General features: G+C 35.1%; 12 protein-coding genes and 1 tRNA gene. 7 read left to right on the forward strand and 6 right to left on the reverse strand.

From position 1 onward, the window contains the following. Window positions 1-18: 18 nt before the first annotated feature. On the forward strand, window positions 19-2,091 hold the full coding sequence (gene ligA / locus PMN2A_RS09680; RefSeq protein ID WP_011295623.1) for an NAD-dependent DNA ligase LigA: 2,073 nt from the start codon (window positions 19-21) through the stop codon (window positions 2,089-2,091). Between the two features lie 173 nt (window positions 2,092-2,264). Here ligA and PMN2A_RS09685 read toward each other — a convergent pair whose 3' ends face one another. The 3 genes from PMN2A_RS09685 to PMN2A_RS09695 all read right to left on the reverse strand — a co-directional run bounded on the left by PMN2A_RS09685 (window position 2,265) and on the right by PMN2A_RS09695 (window position 6,233). After that, a complete protein-coding gene (locus PMN2A_RS09685) occupies window positions 2,265-2,888 on the reverse strand; it encodes a TVP38/TMEM64 family protein (protein ID WP_011295624.1) in 624 nt (207 codons plus the stop codon). A 14-nt stretch (window positions 2,889-2,902) separates the two neighbouring features. Then, a complete protein-coding gene (locus PMN2A_RS09690) occupies window positions 2,903-5,704 on the reverse strand; it encodes a valine--tRNA ligase (RefSeq protein WP_011295625.1) in 2,802 nt (933 codons plus the stop codon). A 73-nt stretch (window positions 5,705-5,777) separates the two neighbouring features. Then, window positions 5,778-6,233, reverse strand: a complete 456-nt coding sequence (locus PMN2A_RS09695) for a hypothetical protein (RefSeq protein ID WP_011295626.1) — start codon at window positions 6,231-6,233, stop codon at window positions 5,778-5,780. A 63-nt stretch (window positions 6,234-6,296) separates the two neighbouring features. Between PMN2A_RS09695 and PMN2A_RS09700 the strand changes: the two genes are divergently transcribed. Beyond that, complete coding sequence (locus PMN2A_RS09700; protein WP_011295627.1) at window positions 6,297-6,548, forward strand: hypothetical protein; 252 nt, start codon at window positions 6,297-6,299, stop codon at window positions 6,546-6,548. 27 nt (window positions 6,549-6,575) lie between these two features. Here PMN2A_RS09700 and PMN2A_RS09705 read toward each other — a convergent pair whose 3' ends face one another. Both PMN2A_RS09705 and PMN2A_RS09710 read right to left on the reverse strand, forming a co-directional pair. Next, a complete protein-coding gene (locus PMN2A_RS09705) occupies window positions 6,576-6,926 on the reverse strand; it encodes a hypothetical protein (protein WP_011295628.1) in 351 nt (116 codons plus the stop codon). A gap of 16 nt (window positions 6,927-6,942) precedes the next feature. Beyond that, window positions 6,943-7,014 (reverse strand) — tRNA-Val (locus PMN2A_RS09710). 140 nt (window positions 7,015-7,154) lie between these two features. Here PMN2A_RS09710 and mazG point away from each other — a divergent pair. The 3 genes from mazG to speB are packed head-to-tail and all read left to right on the forward strand — an operon-like array spanning window position 7,155 to window position 9,740. Beyond that, on the forward strand, window positions 7,155-7,967 hold the full coding sequence (gene mazG, locus PMN2A_RS09715) for a nucleoside triphosphate pyrophosphohydrolase (RefSeq protein WP_011295629.1): 813 nt from the start codon (window positions 7,155-7,157) through the stop codon (window positions 7,965-7,967). A 10-nt stretch (window positions 7,968-7,977) separates the two neighbouring features. Continuing rightward, window positions 7,978-8,844, forward strand: a complete 867-nt coding sequence (speE, locus tag PMN2A_RS09720; protein WP_011295630.1) for a polyamine aminopropyltransferase — start codon at window positions 7,978-7,980, stop codon at window positions 8,842-8,844. After that, window positions 8,841-9,740, forward strand: coding sequence for an agmatinase (gene speB / locus PMN2A_RS09725; RefSeq protein WP_011295631.1), 900 nt, complete (start codon window positions 8,841-8,843; stop codon window positions 9,738-9,740). The genes speE and speB overlap by 4 nt, the downstream gene beginning before the upstream one ends. A gap of 20 nt (window positions 9,741-9,760) precedes the next feature. On the opposite strand, the gene PMN2A_RS09730 is transcribed toward speB, so the two are convergent. Continuing rightward, the gene (locus PMN2A_RS09730) at window positions 9,761-9,976 is read right to left on the reverse strand and encodes a hypothetical protein (RefSeq protein WP_011295632.1); all 216 of its coding nucleotides are present in this window, start codon (window positions 9,974-9,976) and stop codon (window positions 9,761-9,763) included. A gap of 130 nt (window positions 9,977-10,106) precedes the next feature. Here PMN2A_RS09730 and gcvT point away from each other — a divergent pair, with 130 nt between their 5' ends. Together gcvT and aspS are read left to right on the forward strand one after the other, a co-directional pair. Next, window positions 10,107-11,225 carry a glycine cleavage system aminomethyltransferase GcvT gene (gene gcvT / locus PMN2A_RS09735; protein ID WP_011295633.1) on the forward strand — a complete coding sequence of 373 codons (1,119 nt, stop codon included), beginning with the start codon at window positions 10,107-10,109 and terminating at the stop codon, window positions 11,223-11,225. Between the two features lie 74 nt (window positions 11,226-11,299). Beyond that, entirely contained in the window at window positions 11,300-13,120 is a 1,821-nt protein-coding gene (gene aspS / locus PMN2A_RS09740) for an aspartate--tRNA ligase (RefSeq protein ID WP_041711090.1), read from the forward strand. The last annotated feature ends 58 nt before the right edge of the window (window positions 13,121-13,178 follow it).

Consider the following 13,178-nt stretch of genomic DNA (forward strand, 5'->3'; position numbering starts at 1 on the left):
TTAAGCAGAATGTGATAAGTGAATTCAAACTTTAATCAACATTTTGAACGTATAAAAGAGCTGAGAGCTTTACTCAATAAAGCAAATTACTCCTACTATGTATTAGATTCACCAGAGATAGACGATTCTGTTTATGATCAACTCTATCGAGAATTAATTGAAATTGAAAATATTCACCCATCTTTAATTACTGATGATAGCCCCTCACAAAGATTAGGAGGTGTTCCTTCTAAAGGATTCAAAAATGTTGAGCATAATATTCCTCTTTTAAGTCTAGATAATGCTTTTAATTTAAACGAAGTAGAAGCATGGTACGGAAGGATCAGCAAATTAATAAGTTCAGAAAATAAAAATATCAAAAAAGTTTATGATCCAGAACTTATATGTGAATTAAAAATTGATGGAAATGCTATTTCATTAAGATATGAAAATGGAATTTTAACTAGAGCAACAACTCGTGGAGATGGAAAAACTGGAGAAGATATCACTACTAATATCAGAACAATTTCGACAATTCCTTTACGTTTATTATTAGAAAATCCACCCTTATGGGTTGAAATTAGAGGCGAGGCTTTCATGCCCAATAATATATTTAATAAACTCAATATTGAAAGAAAAAATAATGATCAACCACTCTTTGCAAATCCTAGAAACTCTTGTGCTGGAACATTAAGACAATTAGATCCCAAAATAGTTGCATCTAGAAAACTTGACTTCTTCGCATACAGTCTTTATTTTCCAGAAAATTGGGAGCCAACTGATAACAATTTTAAAAAACCAATTTCTCAATCTGAATCACTTGAGTTTTTAAAAAATATTGGGTTTAAAGTTAATACTACATATGAAACAACAAAAACATTAAATGAAGCAAATAAGTATTACAAATATTGGGAAGTTAAAAAAGATTTTTTAGCTTATGCAACTGATGGCATAGTAGTAAAAATAGATAAATTTGAAATACAAAATCTATTAGGAGCAACCAATAAAGCTCCAAGATGGGCAATTGCTGTCAAATATCCAGCGGAAGAGAAAGCAACCAAGTTAAGAAAGATAATTTTCCAAGTAGGTCGCTCTGGTGCAGTTACACCAGTAGCAGAATTTGAATCGATAGAGCTTGCAGGAACATCTGTGAATCGTGCAACTCTTCATAATGCAAAAAGACTTGCCTCTTTAGATCTTCATTATGAAGACACAATAATTGTTCGAAAAGCCGGGGAGATTATTCCTGAAGTGATTAGGGTTATAAAAGAGTTTAGAAAAGTTGATGCAAAATTAGTTCAACTTCCTCAAAACTGCCCAGAATGTAATTCGAAGTTAATTCTAGAATCAAACGAAGCAATTACAAAATGTATTAATTATAGATGCGCAGCAAAATTAAAAGGTCTTTTACGTCATTGGGTCAGTAAAGGTTCAATGAATATAGATGGATTAGGTGAAAAAATTATCAATCAATTAGTAAATGAAGGATATGTAAAGTCAATCGCTGATTTATACAAACTTGAAATTGATTCCCTTTTAGAGCTTGAAAGGTTTGGTGAAAAATCTGCAAATAATCTACTAATAGAAATTAACGAATCTAAAAACAAAAATTGGCACAAACAACTCTACGGCTTAGGGATACCTCACATAGGAGAAGCGAATGCTAAATCTCTTTCGAACAACTTTAATAGTATCGAAGAACTTAATGCTATTGCGAAGGAGTCACCTGAAAAAATATCCAATATTTATGGATTTGGGAATGAGATGAAAGATGCAATAGTTAAGTGGTTTGATGATTCTAATAATCAAACCTTAATTAAAGAATTAAAAGCAATTGGATTTTCTCTAAAAGAGAGTTTAGATTCAAACTACAATTCAAATCAATCAAATGTTTTTGATGGTAAGAGTTTTGTCTTAACAGGGACTTTGGATTCACTTACAAGAGATGAAGCAAAAGAATTGATAGAAAGTGCTGGAGGGAAAGTCAGCTCTTCAATTAGTAAAAAAACAGACTTCTTAGTATCAGGAGAAAAAGCTGGAAGTAAATTAAACAAAGCACAAGAGCTTGGAGTAAAAATAATTAACGAAAATGAATTGAAGCTATTACTATAAAATGGTCATAATTTAAAAATGCTTAAAAATAAAATTTTTTCTTTAATCAAAACTGAATGTGGGCGCGCTAAATATGAAATGCTGGCTTCCAAAAAAGGTATATTTAATCGAATAAGACTGTATTGGTTTATCCTGTTTGCAACGATTAAAGATTGGAATTTAACAGCTGAGGATTAATCTAAGGATTTAGAATCCTGATTTATTTTTCTTGTTGAACGTAAAACTAAAATAACAATTAAAATTGTTGAAAAGATACTAATTAAGCTCCAAATAAATGAACTTGTATCAGATCTTCCAGAAAGTACTTCGCCAAAACTTGAAACTTTAAGTGCTAAGGAACCTAAGCTGCAATATAAAATTGTGCCAGGTAATATACCAAACATTCCAATAGTAAAATCACGAACTTTTACATCGCTCAAGCCATAAGTAAAATTAAGTAAGCCAAATGGAAAAAGAGGAGAAAGTCTAGTTAAAAGAATGACTTTCAGACCCTCGCGTTTAACAGCCTTCTCCATAATTTGAACTTTTGGAAAATTCGAGACCTTGCTTTGAGCCCATTCTTTTAAAAAAGTTCTCCCTAAATAAAAAGTTAGATGAGCTCCAACAAAAGCACCTACAAAAACAACCGAACTTCCAAGCCAGGTTCCATAAAGAAAGCCAGACAACATGGAAAGCCAGGAGCCTGGCAGCAAGCAAGACACCCAAAAAACATAAACCAAAGCAAAACCCAAAATTCCTAAAGGACTGCTTAAAAAAGGAATAAAATTATTGACTAGAGTTTCTATGTTTTGAGTCATAAGTTCTAGATAAATCAATCCAATCCCATGAGACGCTCTTTGACTAGACGGACTTGAGCTTCTGACTCCGTTAAGTTTGCTCTGCATTCTTCAACAACATCTTTGGGAGCTTTATCAACAAAATTCTTATTCGCTAAACGTCCAGAAAGACTTTCAATTTCTTTTTGTGCTTTATTTAAATCTTTTTCTAGCCTAGATCTTAATGAAGCTATATCTATTAACCCTTCAATAGGCAACACTACCTCAAGCTCTCCACTTACGCCTGCTAGAGCTTTCATTGAAGGCAATGACTTTGCTTGCTCTGGAGATAATATCTGTACTTCCTTAGCCTTGGTCAAAACAGCAATATCATTGATTGATGTTGTTAGTGTTTTTTGTAAGACCTCTTTACCAGAAACCAACATGACAGGAACTTTTTGAGAGGGTTTCAACCCAGCAACTGCTCTTAGATTGCGAATCAATCTGATAGATGCAAATAAATCAGAGAAAGAACTTTCTAAATCTAGATTCAAGTCTTGTTCATTTGATTTGGGCCAAGGCTGCAAAGCTAAAAATTGATCCTCATCTAAACCTGTTAATCCATGCCAAAGCTCCTCTGTCAAATGAGGCATTAGAGGATGAAGCATAATCAATAGATCACTTAGAACTTTGTATAAAACACTTTTCGCTATTTTTCGATCTAATAATTCATCGGAAGAAAGATTTTCTGAATTATTCAATCGACGTTTAATTAATTCTAAATACCAATCACAAAAATCATTCCAAGCAAATTCATATAGTCCCTTAGCGGCCTCTCCTAGAGCATAATTTTCATATCGATTAGCAGTCTCATGATTGACTCGTGCAAGTCTTGATAAAATCCACCTGTCTGATAATTGCAACTTAGAAGAATCGTATGACTCCAAGTTTTCATAATCCTGGTCTTCAAGATTAATAAGAGCAAACCTAGTTGCATTCCAAAGCTTATTAGCAAAATTTCTAGATGCCTCAACCGTTGCTGATGTTTGATTTTTACGATCAAAGTCAAGACGTATATCTTGGCCAGCACCTGCAACTTCACGAACAAGAGCAAACCTCAAAGCATCTGTTCCATATCTTTCTATTAGTAATAAAGGATCAATGCCATTTCCAGCACTTTTACTCATCTTTCTGTTCTGTTCATCTCTAACAAGTCCGTGAATATAGACGTCAGCAAATGGCATCCGCTCCGTAAAGACACCAGCCATCATTGTCATCCTTGCTACCCAAAAGAAAATAATGTCAAAGCCAGTAACCAAAGTATTCGTGGGATACCAACGTTGAAAATCAGGATGGGTTTCATCAGGCCAACCTAATGTAGAAAAAGGCCATAATCCGCTGGAAAACCATGTATCTAGCACATCTTCATCTTGCTCAATTTTAACTGAATCTCCATATTTTTCTCGTGCTAATTTCTTCGCTTCATCTTCTGTTCGAGCAACAATGTACGGGGTTTCATTAACAACTTTATTATCTGTTTGACTAATTACAAACCAAGCCGGAATGCGATGTCCCCACCAAAGTTGTCTACTAATACACCAATCTCTTATATCAGTTAACCAATCACGATAAACTTTAGACCATCTATTAGGAATAAATTTAGGTTGTCCTTTCTCAAAAAATTCAGAACAACTACTAGAGAGAGGATCCATTTTCACAAACCACTGAGTTGACAGCAATGGTTCTACTGGTACTTTCCCTCGGTCAGAGAAAGGCACACTATGTTTATAAGCTTCTATTTTGGTTAAAAGACCAATCTCCTTTAAAGAATCAATAACAGCTTCACGAGCTTCAAAACGATCCAAGCCTTCAAATTGACCTGCATTGTGATTCATCGTTCCTTTTTTAGTCATGACTGTTATTTGAGGTAAGTCATGTCTCTGACCTATCTCAAAATCATTAGGATCATGAGCTGGAGTGACTTTGACACATCCAGTTCCAAAATCTTTATCTACATGAGGGTCTCCAATAATTGGAATGGTTCTGCCAACTAAAGGCAAAGTAAGTTTCTCCCCTATGAGATCTTTATACCTTTCATCTGATGGGTTCACAGCAACTGCGACATCCCCAAGCATCGTCTCAGGACGTGTAGTCGCTACTTCTAAGTAACTAATTTGTTTCGCACTTGATACAGATGATGTGACTAGGGGATATCGAAAATGCCATAGATGTCCATCTACTTCTTTCATTTCAACTTCTAAATCACTCACAGCCGAACCAGAGGCAGGACACCAATTCACTAAATATTCTCCTCGATATATCAATCCCTTTTCATGTAAACGAACAAATGCCTCAGAAACAGCTTTACTCAGTCCTTCATCCAATGTAAATCTCTCTCTACTCCAGTCTACGGAATATCCCAAACGCTTTAATTGATCAACAATTCTTCCACCACTTTTTTCTTTCCACTCCCAAGCTTTTTCCAAAAAAGAAGCTCTACCAAGATCACGACGATTTTTGCCTTCTTCCTTAAGTTGTCGCTCGAGAATAGTTTGAACCGCAATTGAAGCATGGTCTGTTCCTGGAAGACAAAGAACATTATTTCCTTTTAATCTCTTATACCTGACAACTGTATCGATTAAGGCAGTATTAAAAGCATGCCCCATATGCAAACTACCTGTGACATTTGGAGGAGGAATAACTACGGAGAATGGGTCTCCAGGGGCTGATGGATCAGGTTTAAAAGCTCCTTTTTCTTCCCAAGCTTTCTGCCAGCGATTTTCAGTACCTACTGGATCATATGTTTTAGGAAGCCCTGAGGCTTCAGATAATTTTGTAGTTTTTACCCGCTCTATCACAGAAAAAAAATGTGTTTAATTTAATTTACTCATTCCCGACAAAATTTTTACATCATTCTTGCTTTTCCTAAATTCAAATGTCACTTTTCACGTTCCAAGGAATCGAAATTATTGAGTCATGCCTTTCCCATGCAGCCGAAGATAAAGAAACCTTGTCACCTAAACCGATCCTTTCTAAGGCTTGAACTACGTCATTATCATTAATCATCTTTTCTAAAGCGATAGGCATAATCAAAACTTGCGCTTCTGCAGGATCAGCCATCACATGTAATGACAAATCCTCTAAAGCTCTTTCAAAAAATATTTTTCTCATTCGACTTGTTAAAGCAGAACCCATCGCTTTCGCAAACATTTCTAGGCTTTCTTTTTCTCCAGAAAGCCCACAATTTAAACTTAACCAAATTAAAAATTTAGCCCAACTATCTACGCTCCATAATGGCTGAAAGCTATCTCGCTTACTATAAATTAATTCCAACAATGCGAACTCAAAGGCTTTTGCTTGAATAGACGTGCGAGATATTTGTTCCATAGAAGACATTTTCTCCAACTACAGCCAAACTAGTGTTTATTGTTCGTTATCTGTTTATTTGTCATGGATCTGAACGACCCTGAACTTGAGTTCTCCGATCTTGTTTACGCATATCAAAGCTGGGTCATCGCTGTAATCAACGATGAAAAATTAAATAGTAAAGAAAAGTTGCTTACAGAGGAAATATCAGATGATGCTTTAAATGCTATGAGATTCTTACCAGGTGAAGTAACTAGCGCAATTGAAACAAGTTTAGCTCGCGTCTATGAAGTTGATTCCGATGAGCTCTCTGCGATCTTGTTTCAAGAAGAATAAATTCAATTCTCTAATTGTTTTAAAAACTTATTGAACTTTTGACAGTTTTCTAAAGCCTGATCCACATGGAGAAGGTTCAGCCCCTTTTGGAGTGCTAATCAGAAATCCACCTCCACTTAGATCACCAAAATAATTCAGCTTCAGACCTTGAAACAATAGAATTTGATCTTGGCGAGCATACAAAGTGATTCCGTCAGCTCTAGCGAGTGGAACACCGTCGTTTTTTCCCGGTCTAATTCTGATAAATTGCCAACCCTCCCCACACTTATCATCCAATAAATCAATATGCATAACTCCAGGAGATCCAGTAAAAGCAGCTTGCCTGTTTAACTCTGCGACTGCCGTTGCTGAAATTTTTAATCCGGGACCATTTAGCATAAATAAAGAAATTAGATGGGCGATCCAGGGTTCGAACCAGGGACATCCTGCTTGTAAGGCAGGCGCTCTACCGCTGAGCTAATCGCCCGTACAATTTTTAGTCCTTTGACTAATTCATTTACTTTATACCTCAAGCTGCTCTGTTGTTGAGAATTAATCATAATTAGATCAACGATTCAAAAAAAATCGTTTCTGAGCTTTTTAAAAGTTCTATCAAGACAACTAGAAATGACAAACACAAACCAAATAAATACAAAAGATAAAATGAATAAACTCCTTGAAGTAGTTTCAGACCTCAGAGATCCAATCAATGGCTGTCCTTGGGACCTAAAGCAAACGCATCTTTCTTTGGTCCCATATGTTCTAGAAGAAGCCTATGAAGTTGCTCACGCAATAAGAGAAGACAATCCTGATGAATTAAAAGAGGAGCTTGGAGATCTCTTACTACAAGTGATTTTGCATGCTCAAATAGCAAAAGAAAAAAACTTGTTTGACATAACAGACATCATTGACATGATCACTGAAAAACTAATTCGAAGGCATCCACATGTATTTCAAAATAAAGCAAAAGTAAGTGTCAAAGAAGTGGAAGACTCTTGGGAAACAATCAAGAATAATGAAAAACCATTAAATAATTCAAAAGCCCCAATTAGTGACCGATTAAAATTAAAGATAAGACCACAACCTTCTACGAAAGCAGCACTAATTATCTCCAAAAAAGCTTCAAAAAACGGATTTGAATGGGAAAACATTGATCAAATCTGGGATAAATTACATGAAGAATTAGAAGAATTAAAAGATGCATTAAAAAAAGAAAATACTGCCGAAGCTGAAGCTGAAATAGGAGACGTATTATTTACATTGATAAATATTGCAAGATGGAATAAAATTTCAATAGAAGATGGGTTAGCAAAAACTAATAAAAAATTCCTAGAACGATTAACATATATAGAAGAAAATATAGATGGAGAATTACATTCCCAATCAAAAAAGAAATTAGAAAAATATTGGAAATTAGCGAAGATCAATCTCAAGCATTAATATCATAATTATGAATTACAAGCTAAAAACAAGATCAGAGTGGCTTGACGAATATCATCAAGGCGTTAGGTATGGACTACAGGGAAAATTAATACTAGAAGAGTCTAGTCCTTTTCAAAAAATTACCATATATGAAAGCAAAAGATATGGAAAAGCACTATTACTTGATGATTGTTGGATGACTGCAGAAAAGTCTGAAAAGTGTTATCACGAATGTCTTATTCATCCTGCCTTATGTTGTTCTACACAAATAGAAAATATTTTAATCATTGGAGGAGGTGATGGTGGTAGTGCAAGAGAATGTTTAAAATATAAAGAGGTTAAGTCTATCGATTTAGTTGAAATTGATCTAAGAGTTATTGAATTAAGTCAAAAGTATTTACCTACTATTGGTGGTGATGCATGGTCTGATTCAAGATTGAATTTACAAATAAAAAATGGAATTGATTGGGTAAAACATACACAAGAGAATTCATATGATGTGATTATTATTGATGGCGCAGATCCTATTGGACCGTCCAAAGAATTATTCAGCAATTCTTTTCTCAAAGATTGCAAACGAATACTTAAACAAGGAGGGGTTTTGGCAACACAAAGTGAATCTCCAGAGTCTTTTCAAAAGATTCATATAAATATTGTCAAAGTTCTTCGTGAAATTTTTGACTACGCAGATCCAATGTACGGATCTGTATCTATATACCCAAGTGGTTTATGGAGCTGGACATTTGCATCTATGAAGCAGCAAAGATATATGCATCCAAAAAAAAGTCGAGTAAAAGAGATCTCCGAAAATTGTCAGATTTGGAGTACGCGATGGCAGCAAGGTGCATTTAACTCTATTCCTGCATTCATAGAAAGGGAGCTAGCAAAAAAATGACCAAATCCAACCTAAGAGATCTATCACTATTTAATAACGATGGTGCAATATTTATGGGCGCCCAAAGAGACATCGATCAATCCAGAGTGTCGCTTTTAGGAGTTCCTTATGATGGAACTTGTTGCTTTAGGCCTGGTGCAAGATTTGGTCCTTCTGCTATTAGGGAAGATAGTTATGGAATTGAAACATATTGTCCGCAATTAGATTTAGATTTAGAAGATATTAACTTTACTGATATAGGTTCATTAGATGTTCCCCTTGGAGATGCAGAATTAACACTTGATTATATAAGCGATGCTACAAATATTTTACTTAAAAATAATTTAAAGCCTCTTATTATTGGTGGAGAACATTCAATAACAATTGGGATTATTAAATCAATAATTACTAATTATCCTGACTTAATTATGCTTCAATTAGATGCTCACGCAGACCTTAGAGATGAATGGTTAGGTAGTAAATTAAGTCATGCATGTACTATGAAAAGATGTTTAGAAATACTACCTAGCAAAAAGATCTTTCAAATAGGAATAAGAAGTGGAACAAAATCAGAATTTCTTGAAATGAATAATAGTAAAAGGTTCATTCAACATACTTTAGGAGAGAATGCAAAATCTTTAGAAGAAGCTCTAAAAAGTTTTAAAGGGAGACCAATCTATTTAACTTTTGATTTAGATTGGTTTGATCCCTCTGTAATGCCAGGAACTGGCACTCCTGAGCCCGGGGGCTATTTTTGGGGAGATTTTGCAGCAATAATAAATGTGATTAAGTCTCATAACTTAATTGGTGCTGATGTAGTCGAATTATCTCCCAAATTAGATACCACTGGTATTAGTAGCATCCTTGCTGCAAAAGTTATACGTTCATTAATTATGTTATTGGACAAATCATCCTAAAAAAATTTGCATTTAAGTTTTCATTCAACTAACACCTTTCCAAAATCGAGTTGTTGATGAACAAATTTTTCAGAAATCTTTGGGAAATTAGGTTCTTTTTTTATCCAATGACCACAAGAAACAAATGAAGATATCTCAGAATGTATTTTTATTTTTCTAAGTTTGCACCATGAGAATGAATCAAAATGACTTGAAACACATTGATTGCAGCTCCTACAAGATCTTTTTGCAGTCATTAAGTCTTAACCCAAGACTCATAGAGTAGTAAAACTTTCCGGATCGAGCCACAAAGCATTAAATTTAGTTTTAGAAATTCTTATAAGTTCACGTTATTAATTGTGAATTTCTTTTACTGTTCAACAAAAAATGAAATTACTGCAAACTCCTCTTTATCAAGAATGCAAAGAATTAGGCGGTAAAATGGTCCCTTTTGCAAATTGGGAAATGCCTGTTAGTTTCTCTGGGTTAATAGAAGAACACAATGCAGTAAGAAAAAATGTTGGAATGTTCGACATATCTCACATGGGTGTTGTGCAATTAAAAGGTAAAAATATCAAAAGTGCATTACAAAATTTAGTTCCCTCAGACGTGTTTCGAATAGGACCTAGTGAAGCGTGTTATACAGTTTTTTTAAAAGAAAATGGAGGAATTCAAGACGATCTAATCATTTATGACCAAGGAGTTTTAGATACAAATGAAGAGAGTATAGTTCTAGTTATTAATGCGGCAAGAAAAGAATCTGACATTGAATGGTTGAGTTCAAATCTTTTTAAAAAGGAAATTACAATATCCGAATTCATGCCAGAGGGTGCATTAATTGCGATCCAAGGTCCAGAATCTATCAGTACACTTGAGAAAATTCTCGAAGAGCCTTTATCTAATTTGCCACGTTTTGGTCACAGAACTATCACTTCAAATCCCAATCTAATAAACTCACAAGAATCAATTTTTATTGCACGAACTGGTTATACAGGAGAGGAAGGTTTCGAATTCTTGTCATCTCCTGAAACAGCAAAGTCTATCTGGAAGAGTCTAATTGCGTCGGGAGTTACTCCATGCGGTCTAGGAGCAAGAGATACACTGCGGTTAGAGGCTTCTATGCATTTATATGGCAACGATATCAACCTAGATACAACTCCCTTTGAAGCTGGCTTGGGTTGGTTAGTTCATTTAGAAATGCCTAATGATTTCATAGGTAGGAAAGCTCTAGAAAAACAAGCCGAAGTTGGAACGCAAAAAAAACTTGTTGGTATTCAAGTCCTTGATAAAGGAATTGCAAGAAAAGGATATCCAGTTCTATACAACAGCGAAACTGTTGGAATAGTCACTAGCGGAACATGGTCTCCAACATTGCAAAAACCCATAGCTCTTGCTTATGTGCCAAGCGAAATTGCAAAAGTCAATACTCAAATAGAAGTAGAAATTAGAAGAAAAAAACATCCTGCAATAATCGTAAAAAGACCTTTCTATCGAAAAGGTTTTTGAGCAAGTAGAAACTGTGTTGTGCATAAAAGCCGGTCTTTGTGGGAAACTCATTATTCATGATGATTGAGAATTTTATGCGCAATAAGACTTGTGGAGAACTACGAGCTTCCGCAATTAGCGCAAATGTTCAACTATGTGGTTGGGTTGATCGCAGAAGAGATCATGGCGGAGTAATTTTTATTGATCTAAGAGACCGTTCTGGAACAATTCAAATCACAGTTGATCCAGATCAAGGTCAAGATCTTTTTAGCATCGCTGAGAGTCTTAGAAATGAGACTGTTCTGCAGATCAATGGATTAGTAAGAGCAAGACCTGACGAAGCTATTAATACAAAAATCCCAACCGGTGAAGTAGAAGTCTTAGCTAAAAATATAAAAATTCTGAATACTGTCACTAGTACACTTCCTTTCTCAGTGTCAATTCATGATGAGGAGAGTGTTAAAGAAGAAATCAGGCTAAAGCATAGATATTTAGATCTCAGAAGAGAGAGAATGAATAATAATCTTCGATTGAGACATAACACTGTCAAGGCGGCTAGAAGTTTTCTTGAAAACGAAGGATTTATAGAAGTTGAAACACCAATTTTGACTCGCTCAACTCCTGAAGGAGCCAGAGATTACTTAGTACCCTCACGTGTATGTGGTGGCGAGTTTTTTGCTTTGCCGCAATCCCCGCAATTATTCAAACAATTGTTGATGGTTGGTGGAGTTGAACGTTATTACCAAGTCGCTCGTTGTTTTCGTGATGAAGATTTACGCGCAGACAGGCAACCAGAATTTACTCAATTAGATATTGAAATGAGTTTTATGGAGGAAAAAGAGATCATCGAATTAAATGAAAAATTAATTGTAAGTATATGGAAAAAAATTAAAGGGATTGATCTCCAAACTCCATTTCCGAGAATGACTTGGCAAGAAGCTATGGATCGTTTTGGAACTGACAGACCTGATACTCGATATGGAATGGAGCTTGTCAACACAAGTGATTTATTTTCCAAAAGTGGATTTAAAGTTTTTTCAAATGCTATTTCTTCTGGTGGATGCGTTAAGTGCATCACCATTGAGGATGGAAATAATTTGATTAGTAATGTAAGAATAAAACCGGGTGGAGATATTTTTAGCGAAGCCCAAAAGGCTGGCGCTGGTGGACTAGCATTTATCAGGGTTCGAGATGATAAAGAAGTCGATACAATTGGAGCCATAAAAGATAATTTAACTACCTCGCAAATAAAAGAACTCCTATTAAAAACCCAAGCTAAACCTGGAGATCTAATACTTTTTGGTGCAGGGCCCACAAACATTGTTAATAGAACTTTAGATAGAGTTCGTCAATTTATTGCGAAAGATCTAAAGATAATCTCAGACAACGAATTAAAAACTCAGTGGAATTTTCTTTGGGTCACTGATTTTCCTATGTTTGAATTCAATTCTGATGAAAATCGTCTTGAAGCAATTCATCATCCTTTCTGTGCTCCTAAGCCTGAAGATATTGGTGAATCAGAAAGCCTATGGAAAGACAAATTACCCAATTCAAATGCTCAAGCGTATGATCTAGTTCTTAATGGATTAGAAATTGGCGGGGGATCTTTAAGAATTCACAACTCAGAACTTCAAAAAACCGTACTAGAAGTAATTGGTCTATCAAAAAATGAAGCAGAAGAGCAATTTGGTTTTTTAATTGATGCCCTTGCCATGGGTGCTCCACCACATGGTGGGATTGCATTTGGACTGGACAGAATAGTTATGCTCTTAGCCAATGAAGATTCAATTAGAGATACTATTGCTTTTCCAAAAACACAACAAGCTCGTTGTTCTATGGCTAAAGCGCCTGCAAACGTGGAAAACAAACAATTAGAAGACCTCCACATAGCTTCTACTTGGATAGATCCTGATTGAATTGCTAGAAATTAGCGGTAAAAACATTATCCTAAAGAGAAAATATGTAAATTTCTTG

Origin of the sequence: Prochlorococcus marinus str. NATL2A (assembly GCF_000012465.1) — a bacterium.
Classification (GTDB): domain Bacteria; phylum Cyanobacteriota; class Cyanobacteriia; order PCC-6307; family Cyanobiaceae; genus Prochlorococcus_B; species Prochlorococcus_B marinus_B.

Excerpts from the sequence above, each read along its gene's own strand:
- speE (WP_011295630.1), top strand. The coding sequence starts at position 7,978 with ATGAATTACAAGCTAAAAACAAGATCAGAGTGGCTTGACGAATATCAT.
- PMN2A_RS09685 (WP_011295624.1), bottom strand. The coding sequence starts at position 2,888 with ATGACTCAAAACATAGAAACTCTAGTCAATAATTTTATTCCTTTTTTA.
- speB (WP_011295631.1), top strand. The coding sequence starts at position 8,841 with ATGACCAAATCCAACCTAAGAGATCTATCACTATTTAATAACGATGGT.
- mazG (WP_011295629.1), top strand. The coding sequence starts at position 7,155 with ATGACAAACACAAACCAAATAAATACAAAAGATAAAATGAATAAACTC.
- PMN2A_RS09730 (WP_011295632.1), bottom strand. The coding sequence starts at position 9,976 with ATGACTGCAAAAAGATCTTGTAGGAGCTGCAATCAATGTGTTTCAAGT.
- PMN2A_RS09705 (WP_011295628.1), bottom strand. The coding sequence starts at position 6,926 with ATGCTAAATGGTCCCGGATTAAAAATTTCAGCAACGGCAGTCGCAGAG.
- PMN2A_RS09695 (WP_011295626.1), bottom strand. The coding sequence starts at position 6,233 with ATGGAACAAATATCTCGCACGTCTATTCAAGCAAAAGCCTTTGAGTTC.
- aspS (WP_041711090.1), top strand. The coding sequence starts at position 11,300 with ATGCGCAATAAGACTTGTGGAGAACTACGAGCTTCCGCAATTAGCGCA.
- PMN2A_RS09700 (WP_011295627.1), top strand. The coding sequence starts at position 6,297 with ATGGATCTGAACGACCCTGAACTTGAGTTCTCCGATCTTGTTTACGCA.
- gcvT (WP_011295633.1), top strand. The coding sequence starts at position 10,107 with ATGAAATTACTGCAAACTCCTCTTTATCAAGAATGCAAAGAATTAGGC.